At 37.0% G+C, this 17,696-nt stretch carries 16 protein-coding genes and 1 pseudogene; 9 read left to right on the top strand and 8 right to left on the bottom strand.

Going from position 1 to position 17,696, the window contains the following annotated elements; all coding sequences use genetic code 11:
* Positions 1-170: 170 nt before the first annotated feature.
* From kynU to kynB, 3 genes are read left to right on the top strand one after another with little or no spacing between them, the layout of a single operon-like run.
* A complete protein-coding gene (gene kynU, locus H9650_RS17970) occupies positions 171-1,442 on the top strand; it encodes a kynureninase (RefSeq protein WP_191697846.1) in 1,272 nt (423 codons plus the stop codon).
* A gap of 14 nt (positions 1,443-1,456) precedes the next feature.
* Positions 1,457-2,311, top strand: a complete 855-nt coding sequence (kynA, locus tag H9650_RS17965) for a tryptophan 2,3-dioxygenase (protein WP_225216159.1) — start codon at positions 1,457-1,459, stop codon at positions 2,309-2,311.
* Between the two features lie 11 nt (positions 2,312-2,322).
* Entirely contained in the window at positions 2,323-2,949 is a 627-nt protein-coding gene (gene kynB, locus H9650_RS17960; protein WP_191697845.1) for an arylformamidase, read from the top strand.
* Positions 2,950-3,202: 253 nt separating this feature from the next.
* Here the strand turns inward: kynB and H9650_RS17955 are convergent, their stop codons facing one another.
* Positions 3,203-3,844, bottom strand: a complete 642-nt coding sequence (locus H9650_RS17955; RefSeq protein ID WP_191697844.1) for a glycosyltransferase — start codon at positions 3,842-3,844, stop codon at positions 3,203-3,205.
* A gap of 368 nt (positions 3,845-4,212) precedes the next feature.
* Between H9650_RS17955 and H9650_RS17950 the strand changes: the two genes are divergently transcribed.
* A complete protein-coding gene (locus H9650_RS17950; RefSeq protein WP_191697843.1) occupies positions 4,213-5,604 on the top strand; it encodes a protoporphyrinogen oxidase in 1,392 nt (463 codons plus the stop codon).
* Between the two features lie 112 nt (positions 5,605-5,716).
* Here H9650_RS17950 and H9650_RS17945 read toward each other — a convergent pair whose 3' ends face one another.
* Positions 5,717-6,481 (bottom strand): DUF817 domain-containing protein, encoded by a 765-nt coding sequence (locus H9650_RS17945; RefSeq protein WP_144540791.1) that lies wholly within the window; start codon positions 6,479-6,481, stop codon positions 5,717-5,719.
* 260 nt (positions 6,482-6,741) lie between these two features.
* Between H9650_RS17945 and H9650_RS17940 the strand changes: the two genes are divergently transcribed.
* Positions 6,742-7,353 (top strand): TetR/AcrR family transcriptional regulator, encoded by a 612-nt coding sequence (locus H9650_RS17940; protein WP_191697842.1) that lies wholly within the window; start codon positions 6,742-6,744, stop codon positions 7,351-7,353.
* Between the two features lie 120 nt (positions 7,354-7,473).
* On the opposite strand, the gene H9650_RS17935 is transcribed toward H9650_RS17940, so the two are convergent.
* The 4 genes from H9650_RS17935 to H9650_RS17920 all read right to left on the bottom strand — a co-directional run bounded on the left by H9650_RS17935 (position 7,474) and on the right by H9650_RS17920 (position 10,594).
* Entirely contained in the window at positions 7,474-7,674 is a 201-nt protein-coding gene (locus tag H9650_RS17935) for a twin-arginine translocase TatA/TatE family subunit (RefSeq protein ID WP_144540803.1), read from the bottom strand.
* 118 nt (positions 7,675-7,792) lie between these two features.
* Positions 7,793-9,535, bottom strand: a complete 1,743-nt coding sequence (locus tag H9650_RS17930; RefSeq protein WP_191697841.1) for a GMC family oxidoreductase — start codon at positions 9,533-9,535, stop codon at positions 7,793-7,795.
* A gap of 30 nt (positions 9,536-9,565) precedes the next feature.
* Positions 9,566-10,309, bottom strand: a complete 744-nt coding sequence (locus tag H9650_RS17925) for a gluconate 2-dehydrogenase subunit 3 family protein (protein WP_191697840.1) — start codon at positions 10,307-10,309, stop codon at positions 9,566-9,568.
* A 27-nt stretch (positions 10,310-10,336) separates the two neighbouring features.
* On the bottom strand, positions 10,337-10,594 hold the full coding sequence (locus tag H9650_RS17920; protein WP_191697839.1) for a hypothetical protein: 258 nt from the start codon (positions 10,592-10,594) through the stop codon (positions 10,337-10,339).
* Between the two features lie 316 nt (positions 10,595-10,910).
* Between H9650_RS17920 and H9650_RS17915 the strand changes: the two genes are divergently transcribed.
* From H9650_RS17915 to H9650_RS17905, 3 genes are all read left to right on the top strand, one after another.
* A complete protein-coding gene (locus H9650_RS17915) occupies positions 10,911-11,477 on the top strand; it encodes a hypothetical protein (protein ID WP_191697838.1) in 567 nt (188 codons plus the stop codon).
* An 88-nt stretch (positions 11,478-11,565) separates the two neighbouring features.
* Positions 11,566-13,161, top strand: coding sequence for a catalase (locus H9650_RS17910; protein WP_191697837.1), 1,596 nt, complete (start codon positions 11,566-11,568; stop codon positions 13,159-13,161).
* A 349-nt stretch (positions 13,162-13,510) separates the two neighbouring features.
* Positions 13,511-14,458, top strand: coding sequence for an ATP-grasp domain-containing protein (locus H9650_RS17905; protein WP_191697834.1), 948 nt, complete (start codon positions 13,511-13,513; stop codon positions 14,456-14,458).
* 337 nt (positions 14,459-14,795) lie between these two features.
* On the opposite strand, the pseudogene H9650_RS17900 reads toward H9650_RS17905, so the two are convergent.
* Positions 14,796-15,359, bottom strand: a pseudogene (locus H9650_RS17900) (GNAT family N-acetyltransferase).
* Positions 15,360-15,738: 379 nt separating this feature from the next.
* Between H9650_RS17900 and H9650_RS17895 the strand changes: the two are divergent.
* The gene (locus H9650_RS17895) at positions 15,739-16,389 is read left to right on the top strand and encodes an HAD family hydrolase (protein ID WP_191697832.1); all 651 of its coding nucleotides are present in this window, start codon (positions 15,739-15,741) and stop codon (positions 16,387-16,389) included.
* Positions 16,390-16,681: 292 nt separating this feature from the next.
* On the opposite strand, the gene H9650_RS17890 is transcribed toward H9650_RS17895, so the two are convergent.
* Positions 16,682-17,470 (bottom strand): SDR family oxidoreductase, encoded by a 789-nt coding sequence (locus H9650_RS17890; RefSeq protein WP_191697831.1) that lies wholly within the window; start codon positions 17,468-17,470, stop codon positions 16,682-16,684.
* Positions 17,471-17,696 lie beyond the last annotated feature (226 nt).

Here is a 17,696-nt window from a genome sequence, read left to right as displayed (position 1 = left end):
ATGCTTTTATGCTCTTTGATAAATTCTTTTTGAAACATTTACTTACTATTCCTTCCTCTTCCCTATATTTAGAAGTCGTCGAGTGTAATGGTATTGCTTTGACATAAAACAATACATATAATAATATTCTTTTATAATAGATGGAAAATTCGGTAAAAGGAGGGCGTGTAATGGACATCACAAAAGAGTACGCTAGAAAGCTAGATAAAGAGGACACCCTGAAAAAATACCGTACAGAATTTTATATTCCTTCTGGAACTGTCTATATGGATGGGAATTCATTGGGGCTGCTTTCGAAAAGGGCTGAATCAGCAGTATTATCTCTTCTCGACTCATGGAAGAATTCAGGCATTGATGGTTGGATGAAGGGACAGCATCCTTGGTATTATTTTGCGGAAAGGCTGGGAGGGATGTGTTCACCGTTAATTGGTGCTATGGATGAGGAGGTCATCATTACCGGTTCTACCACCTCAAACCTTCATCAATTGATAGCTAGCTTTTATAAGCCCCATGGCAGCCGAACGAAAATATTAGTGGATGAATTGAATTTTCCTTCCGATTTATACGCGGTTAGTAGTCAGCTGGCGCTTCATGGATATGATCCAAGCGAGCATATGAAGATAGTAAGAAGCCAAGATGGCATGCTATTGGAGGAAGTGGATATTATCCAAGCAATGACAGAGGACGTGTCATTGATTGTTTTGCCGAGTGTACTTTACCGCAGTGGACAAATATTGAATATGAAGCTGTTAACAGAAGAGGCTCACAAAAGGGATATTTTAATTGGTTTTGATCTTTGTCACTCCATCGGAGCTATTCCACATGCCATGGATGAATGGGAAGTTGATTTTGCCTTTTGGTGTACATATAAACATTTAAATGGAGGACCAGGGTCAGTCGGAGGATTATATGTTAATCGTAAACACTTTGGAGTTGGCCCAGGACTTGCTGGTTGGTTTGGGTCAGATAAGGATAAGCAGTTTGACTTAGACATTAAAATGACGCCTGCTACTCAGGTCGGCTCATACCAAATAGGGACACCACATATTTTGAGTGCAGCCCCATTGTATGGTTCTCTTCAAATATTTCAGGAAACTGGCATAGCACGAATTAGGGATAAATCATGGAAACTAACAGAATATATGCGTTGTTTAATAGATGAACTGCTAAGTGAATATGCATTTCAGAATGTCTCTCCACTGGAGCAGGAAAGAAGAGGAGGACACTTATTTCTAATACATGAGGAAGCGGCAAGAATTTGTAAGGCATTAAAGGAAAAAGGCGTAGTTCCTGACTTCCGTTCCCCTAATGGCATTCGTTTGGCTCCGGTTGCTCTCTATAATACCTTTGAGGAAGTATGGGAGACCGTTCAATTTTTAAAGGAGATTATGGAAAAAGAGGAGTATTTGAAATTCGAAAATAAACGAGAAGTAATTGCCTAGGAAGGAGTGAGGAATTGTCCGAACAATTTGCTAAACAAGAGGATAATAATTCAAATGAAAAGGGGATTCATACTAACTTTCAGCAGGATATGACCTACGGTGAATATCTTCAGTTAGATACTATTCTGGCTAGCCAAAAAACCTTATCTACTCATCACGATGAAATGCTATTTATTATCATTCATCAAGTAAACGAGTTATGGATGAAGTTAATCCTACATGAGCTAACTAGTGCTATACAGGCTATTCAAGCTAATAATCTACAATCCGCCTTTAAAATGCTAGCGAGAGTAACGAAAATACAATCACAACTTATCCAAGCATGGGATGTGCTGTCTACATTGACCCCTGCTGAGTATTTAGAGTTTAGGGATCATTTAGGTAAGTCCTCTGGATTTCAGTCATATCAATATAGGCAGATTGAGTTTGCTCTTGGCTATAAAACAGCACATATATTGAAAATTTATGAAAAGGACACGAAGCTGCATGAACAGCTAGAGAAGGCATTTCATGCACCGAGCATTTATGATGTCTCGATTGAAGCTTTGTCGAGGGGCGGTTTTTTCATAAATCCTGCCCTTCTGAATAGAGATTATTCTATAACGTATTCTGGAGACAAGTCAGTGGCAGATGCATGGAAGACTGTGTACCAAAATGTCAATCAGTATTGGGATCTTTATCAATTGGCTGAAAAGCTTGTTGATATTGAGGATTGGTTACAGCAATGGCGTTTTCGTCATATGAAAACAGTGGAGAGAATAATAGGCTTTAAGGTTGGGACTGGTGGTTCATCAGGAGTCAATTATTTGCGCAAGGTACTCGATCATCGATTTTTTCCGGAGCTTTGGGAACTTAGAACTGACTTATAGGAGGAAGAAAGATGTCTAAAAGATGGATAGACATTACACAACCGTTAACGAACCAAATTGCAACATGGCCGGGAGATACTCCTTTTCATTTTGAAGTGGCTCACACAAAGGAGCAGACAGGCTCTGTTAATATAGGTCAGATAACAGCTAGTGTGCATACTGGAACTCATGCGGATGCACCTTTTCATTTTAATAGTAGTGCGGCTACGATCGAACAGTTAGATGTTAATCATTACATTGGACCAGCCAAAGTAATAGATGTAACTGGAATACCATGGGTTGGTCAAGAAGAGTTAATGAATTTTGACCTAGATGGAGTTAGGCGGCTAATCTTAAAAACAAAAGAAAAGGTTCAAGTTGAAAAATTTCCAGAGGATTTTACCTTGTTAAAAGAAGATATTGGTGAGTTTCTACAGAACAAAGGAATATTCCTGTTAGGCTTAGATATTCCCTCAGTAGATGCAGCTGATAGTAAAGATTTACCGATACATCATACGCTATATAAGAATGGGGTACACATTCTAGAGAACTTATATTTGCAGGATGTATCTGCTGGAGACTATGAACTGATCGCTTTGCCATTAAAAATTGTTGGAGCAGATGGAAGTCCTGTTCGTGCTGTTTTAAGAAAAATGTAAGTGGATAATGTTTATATGTAGTAAAAAAAGGATGGATAAAGCTGTTCCGCTTTTATCTATCCTTTTATTTTCTCGTAACGACAGTAAAATGTATGAACAATGGATGGCTGATTTCCGCTTTAGGTGGGCGCTTTCCGTAGGGTGAGCGATAAGCCCACTGAAGTCGTAGTCAGTCGCTACAATCATAGAGTGTAGCAAGAAGAAAGTAAGAAGGTTGCTTAATTATTTAAAGATTTTTCTTAACAATCCTGACTTAAAATTTATTAGGAAATTGTTTTACGACTCCATTTGATAATGTATCAGCTAGCTGGATGATATTATCTAACCCCTTATCTAAAGCAACAATAGATGCATCCCAATCTTTTGCCAGTCTTGCCGTAACATCCTCTGTTATTAAAGCTAAATGCATTTCCAACATTTCCTTTAATTCTTCTTTTGGCCAATTTGGGTTGGCTTTGCTAAGGAACTCGGCTATGTCGTCAGCATTTTTATACCACTCTTTATTGTATTTTTCCAAATCAGCTTGGTTACCTCTTTTTGCCGCATCCACTACGTTTCCGGCGATGAGGATATGGTCCTTTAACAGCGCAGTCAATTTATTGCCTGCAGCTTCTCCATAATAAGTCTTGAAAGCATTCCCAATATCCTCCTGATTTTTTAATAACCTCGCTAGTACATTTTCTTGATCGTCCAGACCTTCCAAAGCGCTCACAATATAAAGTCTAGTCCACATGACATGTTCTGTCCAAAGCTTTCTTAAGTCACCCTTCAATTGACATGCTTCTTGGCTAAAACACTGTTCTTGGGATCCGGTTTCAGCTTTTGTAGTTAATGGTGAAACAATCAAAGCAATAGACATAAACAATAACGCTAACTTCAAAGAATGTTTTTTCATACTATCTGCTCCTTTTTAAAGAATTAGAAAAATGTCTTTATTACTTTGGTTTTTTTCTCTAATTTTATCCTTCTTTGCAAAAAGAGTACTTAAGCTTTATTCTTAAGTACTCCTTTTGCTATATTTAAAAGAACTAACCACCAAGGGAATCCTGATAGTTAATCACTTCGATCAGAAATAACTTCAATTATAAATGCAAAAATTATAGACCTTATTCTTCAGTTGTTTTTTCTCTATCCAAATTTGACAATCCTGTAAACTATCAGAGAAAATCACCTAGAAGAGTGAGAGAAATCATACTCTATCCTGTATTTTCTGTTTATACTTAAGATAACATAGTACGTAAGAAGAACAGAGGAGTGAGCTTTTTGAAAAAGATAGTTGTAGTTGGTGGTGGAATTACTGGACTTTCTGTGATGCATTATTTGCATCTGCTTAAAAATGAAAAAGCTTTAGATATGGAAATGACTTTAGTGGAATCGAATGATTATCTTGGAGGAAAAATCCATTCAGTTTATGAGGACGATTTTATCATGGAAGTTGGTGCAGACTCCATAGTAGCACGTCACGAATCAATATTGCCCCTTGTGGAGGAACTTGGTTTACAAAAAGAGCTAGTATATAACGCAACAGGAATTTCCTATATTTATACTAATAATGAGTTGCATGCAATACCAGCAGACTCAGTTTTTGGAATCCCTACAAGTGTGGAATCGCTAGAAAGTAGTTCACTTGTTTCTGGGGAAGGAAAGCAGGAGGCACTGAAGGACTTAGAGCTAACTAACGAAAGCTTTACAAAAGAAGACTCAATTGGTTCGTTTTTAAAATACTTCCTTGGAGAAGAACTAGTAGAAAAACAAGTAGCTCCAGTATTATCAGGCGTATATTCAGGTGACTTGGACAAGCTAACATTAGAAACAACTTTACCCTATTTAATTGATTATAAAAATAAGTATGGCAGCATCATTAAAGGGCTTGGGGCCAATAAGGAGCAATTCCAAAAATCTGCTAACAAAAAATTTATTTCATTTAAAAACGGTTTATCTACACTCATTAATCAAATAGAAGATGAATTAAAGGATTCTAAAATTATAAAAGGTGTTCATACAAAAAAAATTGAGAAAAAGGGGGGAAGTGAGTACAGCGTATATCTGTCAGACGGACAAATAATAGAGGCAGATTATGTAGTGCTGACCACACCTCATCAAGTTGCACAAGAAGTGCTAAATAATGAACAACTGAATGAGGACTTCAGCAAGTTTAAAAATTCTTCGTTAATCAGCATATATCTTGGTTTTGATATATCCGATGAGCAGCTGCCGGCAGAGGGGACTGGTTATATTGTTTCGGAGAACTCAAATGTGAAATGTAACGCTTGCACATGGACTAGTCGGAAATGGGAGCACACCTCAAAGAATAACAAGCTATTAGTCCGTATGTTTTATAAGAGCACTAATCCAGAGTTTTCAAAGATGAAGCATATGAGCGAGGAAGAGCTTGTAGAAGTGGCAATGCAAGATATTCAACATAGCTTGAAGCTTGATGGGAAACCTCAAGTAGTTGAAGTAACGAAATGGAATGATTTAATGCCAAACTATCATATGGCGCATGCGGAGGCTATCAAATCTATTGAGAAAAAAATGTCTACATTATTTCCTCAAGTCATACTTGCTGGTTGCTCATATTATGGAGTTGGTATTGGACCTTGCATTAAGAATGGGAAAGAAACAGCAAAACAAATTATTGAAAAATTAAGTTGAACACTTTAAAAAAGGACGTTTGTTAGAAGGAGGAATCCTTCTACAAATGTCCTTTTTAAGTTATTATTCGTACATACTTTAGAAAACTCTAGAACTCCAGTATGAATAGTAGTTAGCGTACAAGTGCTGAGCCGTTCTTTGCCTTTTTCAGTTGAACGACAATAATAATGCTTATAATCACGAGTAGAAACCAAGAGCTAATCTTCCCAATATGAACGATGGACCACACTTGTTCTTGGTTAGGATATTGCCAAGCACCTAAAAAGGTAGTGATATTCTCAGCGATCCATATGAAAAAACCAATTAACAAAAAGGATAAGACGATTGGCATTTTATAAACCTTTTCCTTTACTCGAAAGCTGACGACAGTCCGGAAGAAAACAATAAGTAAAAGAGCCTTTAAAAACCAGCGTATATCGAAAAAGTAATGATGTGTAAAAAAATTAAAATAAATAAGAGCGCCAATAATTGTAGCTGAAATAGAAGGTGGCCAATGATAGATATGTAAGTCGAACCTTCGCCAAGCTTGACAAATATAACTTGCGACACTTGCATACATAAAACCGCTATAAAGCGGTACTCCCCCAATTTTGCTGTATGCATTCTCTGGATATGACCAAGATCCCATATAGGTTTTAAAGAGTTCCAATGCTAAACCTATTACATGAAATAGACAAATGACTTTAAACTCATCCCATGTCTCTAACTTTGAAATTAGCATAAATATTTGGCCAACTATACAAATAATAAGTATGAAATCATAGCGGGGCAGGTATGGTATAGAGACTATCTTAGAAAGAGCTAAAGCTCCAAAAATAATGACAGGAAATATGCATGAAATTGCTTGTAAATAGCCAAAATGTATAAAGTTTTTCACGTTCTCGCTTACCTCCTCTATGTAGAATTTTTTAAAGTTGTTATGTATTTTGCATGAAAGTAAACATGCATTATAGAAGGAGACGAAAAGTAATAATGTAAGTTTCCAAGGTAATAATAGTATATAAGGACTATGTTATTTGTATATTACTTAGAAAAAACTCCTACCTAAAGAATGAAATATGAGGTATAATATTCATCGTGAATTGGAACTATATAAAATAGCCATTTTAGGGGAAAGTTCGATAAAGGAGAATATGTGTGACTACTGAAAATATTAATGTAGATAGAAGAGTGAGAAGAACAAAGAAGATATTCAAGTCTCATTTTATAGATTTAGTGAAAGAAAAAGGATATAAAAATGTTACGATAACTGATGTTGTAGACAGAGCAGACTACAATAGAAGTACTTTTTATATATATTATAAGGATAAAGAAGATCTTGCCGAGGAGCTTGTAAAAGAAACTTTAAAGGATCTAGAATATGCCTTTCACAGTCCATTTTTAGGAAGTTCGGTAGTTGATTATGGTAAAATTATTCCTACCTCGAATGCTTTCTTCAGACATTTATATGATCATAGAAGGGTGTACAGTCTTTTATATATATCAGACACTATACCAGGCTTTCAAGAGAGTTTTTTAAATAAATTTAAGAAAATATTTTATGGTATTACTTATTTAGACCAGTCTAATGAAGTCATCGGGATTAAGCATTTTAATACTTATAAAATGTATGGGTCGTATGGAGTAATATTAGAGTGGCTAGAGGGAGGGTGTATAGAAACACCTGAAGAAATAGCAGATACACTTTTAGAAATATTTAAAACATCGGAGAGTGCCTTTAAGCTAGAAAAGACAGCTATTAGAAAATAGCTGTCTTTTTTGCTATATAAATATAGGACTTCTATATCTATCGCTCACTAAAGTATCTTTTATGAGCAAAAAAGTGGGCTAGTAACTAATGTCACTACCCACCTCTTTGGAAACTATATATTATATTTTCTTTTCTTTCTCAGAATCCTCAAGCTTTTTATCATCTTTTTCTTCATCATTGATGATGTCTCTTGTAGAAGTTTTAAATTCTTTTAAAGTTTGACCAACTGCTTTTCCTAGTTGAGGCAGTTTGGAAGGACCGAAGATAACTAAAGCTATAATTAAAACGAGTATTAGACCCGGGATACCTATATTTGGCATATTGTTTCCTCCTTGTCTGTAATATAAATGTTGACGCATGTTAACTATAACACATCATTACAGAAAAATGGTCTCTTCTAGCTTCGATTCGTTGACTAATCTATACCTATATAAGAGATTACACTAATTCTTTTGATTTTGTCGCTGATACTAATTGTCCGCCACCGTTTTTAAGGTATTGTACCATACCTTCTGTTGCTCTATAAGTAAGGGCAGCAGCTGTTGGGGTTGGATTAGTCGGTCCAAAGTGAGGGAAAGCAGAAGCTCCACACACAAATAAGTTTTCAGCATCCCACATTTGAAGATAGTTGTTTACTGCAGATGTTTCTGGATTGTCTCCCATGATTGCTCCACCAGCGTCATGCTGGAATGTGAATCTTCCGCCAAAATGTTCGGCCATAGGGATTACATCTATAATGTCAGCACCCATTTCTTTTACTACATCTGCACATTTCTCTACTAGGAATTCGTTACGCTTATGGTCCTCCGCAGTATAGTCGAATGTAACACGGATTAATGGATCACCATTATCGTCTTTATAAACAGGATCTAGATCAAGATAGTGATTTTTATTCGGTAAAATGGCTCTTTGAGAAACAACGGTTACATTTCTATGGAAGTAATGTAAAGAGTTTTTCTTGAATTCTTTACCCCAAGTTGGTGTTCCAAAAGGAGCAGGATTGTTAGCAATTGGTTCATTACCGAATAAGTGCATTTCAATTTGTCCACCATGGATAAACTCAACTCCATTATGGTCGAAATTATCTGCATTGAAATCGTTAAATGCAGAACCTAAAGAGCCAGTACCGATGAAGCTATTGAATTTCTCTTCTTCAAAGTAACCGATTGCTCCAGTAATAGTATGGTGATCTGTGTAGTTCTTCCCGATAACCCCGGTACCTGTTTTCGGATTATAAGGCTTCCCGATACCAGACAAAAGAAGTAGGCGGACGTTATTAAATGTATAGCTTGTTAATGCTACTACGTCAGCAGGCTGTTCAAATACTTCACCAGTTCTGATGTCCTTATACAATACTCCAGTTGCTTTGCCATTCTCATAAAGTACACGAGTTACTAAAGAGTGGGTACGCAATTCAAAGTTACCTGTTTTCTTAGCAGTAGGTATAACTGTAACGATTGGATCTGCTTTAGCTCCGTATTCACAGCCATAGTTACCACAGAAAGAGCAGTACTGACAAGCGTTTAGTGTTTCCCCATCTGGATTTGTATATGATTCGGATACGTTTGCTGTAGGAACGACAAATGGGTGATGTCCAAGTTTTTCAGCAGCTTCATGAAACATCTTCATTTGTTTTAGTTTCTTTAATGGTGGTGTTGGATAGTCAATTGAACGGGGACCCGCTAAAGGATCTACCTCCCCAGAAATACCAGCCATTTGTTCAAACTTGGAATAGTAAGGTTCTATTTCATCATAGGTAATGCCCCAGTCTTGAATAGTTACATCTTTTCCGATTTTACCTTCTCCATATTTTTCAATGGTTTTACTGCGAATTTCAAAATCGTAAGGGAAGTAGCGATAAGTTTGTCCACCCCAGTGGGCACCACCGCCGCCAGTTCCAGTACCAACAACTAATGCTGACTCATCGCGAACTGGACGAGCTTCGTCATTTAAAGTGTTTCGAAAAGTAATAGTATCCTTGTTTAATTTTTGCATTAACTCTTTACGAACGTTGTACTTTAATTCATCATGTCCGTGCAGATAATCCTCAATAGATCTTTCAACTCCACGTTCAAGACCGACCACTTTATAGCCTGCTTTTGTTAGCTCAGCAGCAACTATTCCGCCTGTCCAACCCATACCAGTTGTTACAACGTCCACCTTTGGTAATTTTGTAACCATAACCTTAGTAACCTCCATTTTTTAAATAGCTTAGTGTTTATGTCCACCTAGACTTACAGGTGGTATTGATACGAATTCTTCTTTATCTAAATAGGCAGTGTACGACATTTGAGCTCCTGGGAATTCTTTCATCTTCCAGCCTGCCATATCCTTATTTCCTCCATATAGTGGATCAGCGAAACATCCTTGAAGTGTTGCAGATCTTAATGAATTAAAGAATACTGCAGAGTTGATAAATTGCATTTCTACTTCACCCATTTGGAATGCAGTTAAGATAGCAATTTGTTGTTCTTCCGATAGATCTTTGAATAGTGCTCCTTCATGCTGCTTCTCTGAAACCTCGTTTAGCTTGCGAACTCCTTGTAAAAAGATTTCACTGTTATCTAAAGGAATTTCTCCAGCCTTAAATGGACCTTTTCTATAGTCATCGGCATTACTTCCCCATGGGCTAGCTAATTGTTTATCGATAAAATACGGTGCTCCTAAAGCAATTGCTCCTGGGCCATGCTCATCTTCTGGATAGATAAGCTCAGTAGCAGCTGCAAGTGCGTCGAAATCCTTTTGACGAACAAAAAACTGGCGTGTCTCACTATAATCAACTGACTTATGAGCTGTTTCGACTCCAGATTTAGTAGTACTTTCTTTTCCGCCAACTAAGCTACCAATAGCTCCACCTAGTACTAAGCCTCCGACTGTAAGCCCTGAGTTTTTGATAAACTTCCGTCTCGAAGAACGTTTATCTAAAAAAGTTTCTTTGTTTTCTTGTTCTGACATATTTGTAAACCCCCTATTATAATTTGATTAATGGAATATTGAATGCCAATTGTAGATTAATAAAAATAAGCCTGTAAAAACTAGCAAACTGGCAATGAAATAGATTTGTACTTTTTCTGCCCAGCAAAGAACAATAATAGCTAAACCAATACCTGCGCCTAGTAATGCAAACCATGGGAAAGAACTATTAGAAAAATGAAGAAAAAGTGCAAAATCTGCTACTAAAAATAGAGCAAGTAGTACGTTATTTAATAAAAATAGTTCTTCTCTATTATAATTAGACATTATTATCCTCCTATATAAGACAAAATTTTCTTTAATATACTATTTCACAAGAACTATGTAACGAAAGAATTTTATCAATAATAAATATAATCTACAATCATTAATAAACTGATATTTGCCTACCTACACAACAGATTCTTTCTATTTGTCTAATTTTTAAATATAATTAATTATAAATTCGATTATATTGCCAATAAATTCAAAAAATACATCTTAGGTCTTAGTTGATTTCCTCCTGCAGACTGTTCAGTAAATCCTCTTAAATAAGAGATGATGAAGGAACAAAAAGAGAGCATCTTGTTGATGGGGTGGAAAAGTGGAGAAGACGGTCTATATTATATTAAGTGACACAAGTACATGGTTTTCTAAAATGATTGGAATGTATACGGGAAGAAACAGAAATCACGCGTCGATTGCCTTTGATGAGCAATTGAATGAGATGTATAGCTTCGGTAGAAAACAGAGATATAACCCAATTAATGGTGGCTTTGTTCAAGAAAACGCGAGGGGCGGGGTGTTTAAAAACGCCAACTGTTCTATTTTTCAATGCAAGATATCTTTAAGTGAATTTGAGCAAATGCAAAACAGAGTACTTGCATTTCGGGAGGAACAAGATAGGTATAAATATAATTTGCTTGGTTTGTTTGGAATTGCCCTTCGATTGAAAATTCATCGGGAAAATGCATATTTTTGTTCTCAATTTGTAGCTACGATTATGAATGAATCTTCTACTTTAAGCATAGACACTCCTACTTATTTAGTTCAACCACATCATATTGCAGAGCACCCAGCGCTTCACCAGATTTATGAAGGGCACTTTCAGTATTATTTTTTAAATAACAATTTAGGTGATGCATCTAAGTGGAAGGAACTTGCATATTAGCTACTTCCTTTCTCCTTTGCTAGAATATTTACTTTTACTTTTGGACAGAATGAAGACGAAGTAAAGTTTAAGCTTAGGAGGATGAAAGATGGCAAAGGATCATTCTAAAAATGAAACTAACCGCGAGACAGAGGATACACTGACAAATAGACAGGGGCATCCAATTACAAACAACCAAAATATAAGAACGGTTGGAAACCGTGGCCCAGCAACATTAGAGAACTATGATTTTATCGAGAAAATTAGCCATTTTGACAGAGAGCGAATTCCTGAACGTGTCGTTCACGCTCGCGGAGCTGGAGCACACGGGTATTTTGAAGCGTATGGAGCAGTCGGGGATGAAGACATTGCAAAATATACTCGGGCGAAGATATTTCAAGAAAAAGGTAAAAAAACTCCGCTTTTTGTACGTTTTTCATCGGTTATTCATGGAGGACATTCCCCTGAAACATTGAGAGATCCACGAGGTTTTGCAGTAAAGTTCTATACAGAAGACGGCAACTGGGACCTGGTTGGTAACAATTTGAAAATCTTCTTTATCCGTGATGCGATGAAATTTCCAGACATGATTCATGCTTTTAAACCAGACCCTGTTACTAATATTCAGGATGCAGAAAGATTTTTTGATTTTTGTGCAAGCTCACCTGAGTCATTCCACATGGTCACATTCATTTATTCGCCTTGGGGTATTCCCGCAAACTACCGTATGATGCAGGGTTCTGGGGTAAACACATACAAATGGGTTAATAAAGAGGGAGAGGCAGTCCTGATAAAGTATCATTGGGAGCCAAAACAAGGAATACGCAATTTAACTCAAGCAGAAGCTGAAGAAATTCAAGCAAAAAACTTTAACCATGCTACGCAAGATCTATACGATGCTATTGAAAAGGGAGATTTCCCTGAGTGGGAGTTAAACGTTCAAATAATGAGTGATGGTGATCATCCAGAACTAGATTTTGATCCACTAGACGACACCAAGCTATGGCCTAACGATCAATTCCCTTGGATGCCGGTTGGAAAAATGGTTTTAAATCGAAATCCACAGGACTATTTCACTGAGGTGGAGCAGGTGGCGTTCGGTACAGGTGTACTAGTAGATGGCTTGGATTTCTCAGATGATAAAATGCTTCAGGGACGAACATTTTCGTATTCAGATACACAGCGACATCGTGTTGGAGCTAACTACTTACAGTTGCCAATCAATTCTCCAAAGAAACGTGTTGCAACCAATCAAACTGGCGGACAAATGGCATACCGTTTAGATAGAGGGCCCTTCCAAAATCCTCACATAAATTATGAGCCTTCAATTTTAGATGGCTTGCATGAGGCTGAACAAACTGGCAAAGAATATACTCCGATGATTAAGGGAAACTTAGTTAGAGAGTCGATAGATCGTCAAAATAATACGAAACAAGCAGGAGAAACTTACCGTAATTTTGAACAATGGGAGAAGACAGAATTGTTGTCTAATCTAATAAATGATTTATCTAAATGTGATCAAAGAATCCAAGACAAGATGATTTCCTTGGCAGAAGAAGCGGATGAAGAATACGGAAGACTTCTAAGAGAAGGTTTAAAAAATGCACCAAAAGGTGGCTCTAGTCAGCATCCGCTTGGAGATGTAGACGGTGAAAAAGCCCCACAGCAAGCAGTAGAAAATAGCCACGAATCAGATCCGTATTAATTAGAGAAAGACACATTAAATAGTGCTCAGGCTGTAGAGATTCAAAGAAATTTGAAAATGTCTACAGCCTTTTCCTATTTATAATACATAGTAGGAAAACGTCAATTTTAAGGTTCAGTAGCTAGACTACCATAGGCAGAGCTAAGTCCGACTAACTATCAATTTAAAATAGTGAACGGGACTTGTGATTTATACTTAGGTTTTCATTGAGCAATGATTTTAATAGTCCGAATATTGTTTAATTTGTTTTAGTGTAGTAAAGTAATATAAAAGCAAGTGGTTTACTAGGTAAAGTTTTAAGGCCCGACAAATAAGGAAAGTAATAAATAAACGATAAGGAGCTGCTAATATGTCAAAAATTTATATTATCCATGAAAATGATGAGTGGACAATTCATTTAACCAAACGATTAGAAGAGCTGGAGTTGCCTTATGAGACCTGGCACTTGGACAAAGGAATTGTGGACTTGACAATAGAGCCACCAAATGGCGTTTTCTATAATCGTATGAGTGCATCTTCTCACACTAGAGGACATAGATATGCACCAGAATTGGCAGGTGGCGTACTTACGTGGTTGGAGCACCATGGAAGAACAGTATTCAATGGAACTAAAGCATTAAATCTAGAGTTGAGCAAAATCAATCAGTACACTGCGCTAGAGGCAAGTGGTATTCGAACTCCGAAGACAATTGCTGCTGTTGGCAAGGAGCATATCGTTTCAGCAGCAGAAAAATTAGGGAAAGTCCCTTTTATCACTAAACATAATAGAGCTGGTAAAGGATTAGGGGTGCAATTGTTCCAAACAATCGATGCATTAAAGGAATATGTATATGGGTCACTTTTTGAAGATCCAGTGGATGGCATCACACTAGTTCAGGAGTATATCCAATCGCCAGAATCATATATTACTAGAGCAGAGTTTGTAGGGGGAAAATACTTATATGCAGTTAGAGTAGATACCTCGGAGGGCTTCGAGCTCTGCCCGGCAGACTCCTGTCAAATTGGTGATGCGTTCTGTCCAGTTGGGGAAGAGCCAGAAGTTAAACCAAAATTTGAGATTAAAGAAAATCTAGATGAAGGTTGGATTGCTCGTTATGAAGCCTTTCTACAAGCAAACAATATTGACGTTGCAGGCATCGAATTTATTCGAGATAGTAACGGAGAAGTTTACACGTATGACGTCAATACAAATACAAATTATAATGCGGATGCAGAAGAAAAAGCAGGCAAATATGGAATGCTAGAGCTGGCTAAATTTCTAGGAGCTACACTTGAGAGCTTGAAGGCATTTAACTAATGAAGAAAAGGCTGGGACATGAGTAAATTCAAGCAACGTAAAAATGCTGTGAGTTGAATCTGGTAATAATCCCCAACGAGAAGGATACTTCTTTCTGAGTGAAATTCGTTTTGGTAATTATTAATTTCACTACAGATGTCCTCTTTTTACTTAAAATATATACAGTTTTCACTTGGTGTCGAAGAAATTGTTCGGAGCGATGGCCGCGACTCTTAGGGGACAAGCGCGTGTGAGAGACTACAGGCTCGACCCGTGCCCCCAGGAAAGCGTCCGCTGTAGCGGAGAACACCGATGCTTAAATTTTTAAGGTGGGTTTTGTCCCAAGCTCATTTGGTTTTTAGAGAGAGAAATCTTCCTTTAAAATAGAGTAAATCTTCAAATCCTCATGGTTACCTCTTACCTTCATCCCTTTTCACATAACTCCCTCATAGGACATGCCGGCTTTTTCCATAACGCGGGAGGAGCCAATGTTTTTTATAAAGCATCTAGCCTGTATTCTTATTAAATCCATATGGGTAAATCCAAAATGGATTAACTCCCTTGCAGCCTCTGTTGTTATCCCTTGTCCCCAGTATTCCTGAGAAAGGACATAGCCAATTTCGGCGCTATTATGTTTTGCCTGCCACCCTACATAGTCGATTGTTCCGATTAGCTTACCGTTTTCCTTATATTCAATGCCCCATGGGGAGATACCTTTGTTTTCATACTGCCTCAGAACAAAACGTATGAATTCCTTTGTATCTTCAATCGTATGGTGCGTATCCCAAGTCACATATTTGGAGACTTCGGGATTGGAGGCATATGTATACATATTCTTTGCATCCTCTAGCGTTATTTTTCTTAGAACTAGCCTCTGCGTTTCTAATCGAGGTAGATCCCCATAGATTGATTGAACTTCCACTATAATCCACCCTCTTTTTTGTTAGTTCTTTCCATTATAAATTTTATTTTAAAAAAGGAAAGCAATATTTAGATGAGTTAATTTCATAATTCCTATTATTATTAAGAAACACGAACAATCGAGAAGAGAATAAAGAGTAAAATATAATTGATTTCCGCATTAGGCGGACGCCTTCCGTGGGGGTGAGCGATAATCCATTACTGCCCTCTACGCCCACGTTTGTGATGTCTTATCTTTCTCAATCATCCCACTGGTGTTGCCGCCTGTCGCTCCAATCACTCATTGACAAAAATTCGTGTTTTACGGGTAAAGTGCTATTTATGAAATTAACTAAGATATAATAGTAGTAACAGAAAATTTAATAGAGAAGAGTGGGAGTATGAAAAAACTTGAGATTATCTTATTCGATTTAGACGGAACAATTTCTGATCCTAAAAAAGGTATAACAGCATCTGTCCAATATGGACTAGAAAAGATGGGAATTGTGGAGCTGGATCTTCAAAAGCTAGAATGCTTCATAGGCCCACCCCTACAGGTTTCTTTTGCTGAGTATTACGGATTTGATGAAAAGCAATGCCAACAAGCCATTGAGTTTTATCGAGAGAGATTTAAAAAAACTGGCATGTATGAAAATGAACTTTATGAGGGAATTGAATTGTTACTGGAAAGATTGAAGGCAGAAAGAAAAAAGCTTGTAATTGCCACCTCTAAGCCTACCGTTTTTGCAATTGAGATTTTAAAGTACTTTCAAATCGATGAATATTTTGATTTGGTGGTAGGTAGTGAATTAGACGGAACTAGGTCAGCTAAGGCAGAGATCATTCAATATATTTTAGACCAGTTCGAAGATTATACAACTGACAGCTTTGTCATGATTGGAGATAGAAAGCATGATATTATCGGTGCTAATTTAACTGGCATCGATTCTATTGGAGTAACATATGGATATGGTTCGGCAGAAGAGTTAGAGAATGAGAATGCCACTTTTATTGTGGAGAGTATAAGAGAATTAGAGAAACTACTTGTCTAAACAATATTAGAGGAAAGAAGATTGGCAAGGAAACAAATTATAAAAATAGTTAGGGGTGTAGAATAATGAGTTTTGTTGCGTTGTTGATTAGTCTTTTAGTAGTTATCTTTGGTATAGCCATTTTAGCGGGTATTATTTATCTATTGATGAATGCGGCAAAGAAATAATACTAAGAGTTTTACTGTTTAAATAAGAAAAGCCTCAACGTCTATGTCTGCACATCGATAGGCAAATATAGGCGTTGAAGCTAGACTAGAGCAGGCTGATTGTTAAATTCTAATCGGCCTAACCATTAATATTTATATGATTGTCCGCCATCAATTGTAATTACAGAAGCATTTACAAACTTAGACTCATCCGACAACAGGAATGCCACAACGTTTGCTACCTCTTGAGGTTTACCGAAACGTTTCATAGGATTGGCTGAAACAAATTCCTTACCTGCTTCTTCCCAGCCTTCTTCACCACCGATTTGTTTTAAAGAAGCTTCAACCATAGGCGTCATAATAGCACCTGGTGCAATCGCATTAATATTAATACCGAACTGACCATATTCAATTCCTGAGTTTCTAGTAAGACCGACTACACCATGTTTACTAGCAGAGTAACCGGATTGATTGCCGACTCCACGAATACCACCCACAGAAGCAGTATTTACTACAGAACCAGCTCCATTTTTTTTCATCTCAGCTAGCACATATTTTAAGCCATAAAATACTCCGTTTAGATTAACGTTTACTACCTTGTGGAATTCATCAATACCGAAATCCTCTGTAAGGTTTTGTTTACCTTCAATCCCAGCGTTGTTGAAGAACCCATCTATACGCCCAAATTTGTTTACTGTTTCATCCACATAGTTTTTCACAGCTGCCTCATCTGCAACATTTGCCGTAACTAGAAGCAATTCTGCCTCTGGCGCCACTTCAAGAATTAGCTTTTTTGTTTCCTCTAAACCATTGCTATTTAAATCGACTAATGCCAGCTTAGCGCCATCTTTCGCTACAGTTACTGCCGTTACCTGGCCTAGACCTGAACCAGCTCCAGTAATAATTATTACTTTATCTTCAAAGCTTTTACTCATGATTAATCTCTCCGTTTCTTTTATCTTTGATTCGTATATCTCGAATACAAGATAAATATATACCATAAATTTTTGTAAATCAATAAATTTGCTCAAAGTATATTGGCACACAATTAGGACTTATATACATTTGCCTCTTTGTTAATTTACAGACCTTTTAGGTTCCTTTTATAATAAGAGAGTTATACAATGATAGAAAAGTTAACCTGATCTTTTTAAATTGGGT

The sequence above is a fragment of the Psychrobacillus faecigallinarum genome (genome assembly GCF_014836595.1).
Taxonomy (GTDB): domain Bacteria; phylum Bacillota; class Bacilli; order Bacillales_A; family Planococcaceae; genus Psychrobacillus; species Psychrobacillus faecigallinarum.
This window is presented reverse-complemented; position numbering and strand designations above follow the sequence as displayed.